Raw genomic sequence first — 327 nt, forward strand, 5'->3', positions numbered from 1 at the left:
ACTCAGAGACCAACCCTCTGAAACGCGTTAAATATAAACAGCGTGAAGATGTGCCTGTAGCTAAGGGTGAGCGTCAGCGCCGCCTGCACAAAGCATTGCTTCGTTATCACGATCCAGCCAACTGGCCGATGATCCGTGAAGCGCTGATCAGCATGGGTAAAAAACACCTTATTGGTGACAAGCCAAACTGTCTTGTGCCAGAAGAAGATCTCGATAAACAAACGCCAGCACAACGTCGCAAGTCGGGACGCCACGGCGCACACCGCTTTGCAACCAAGCACACCGACAGCCAGCCAGACATTCGCAAGCCAAACCAAAGAGGCAAAG

At 52.3% G+C, this 327-nt stretch carries 1 protein-coding gene; it reads left to right on the forward strand.

The genetic code is table 11. The features are described from left to right. A partial coding sequence (locus tag AB4585_RS22850; RefSeq protein WP_372171094.1) for a DUF3362 domain-containing protein occupies positions 1–327 on the forward strand: 327 nt, incomplete at both ends.

This window comes from Vibrio sp. 10N.222.49.C9 (genome assembly GCF_041474985.1).
Taxonomy (GTDB): domain Bacteria; phylum Pseudomonadota; class Gammaproteobacteria; order Enterobacterales; family Vibrionaceae; genus Vibrio; species Vibrio crassostreae_C.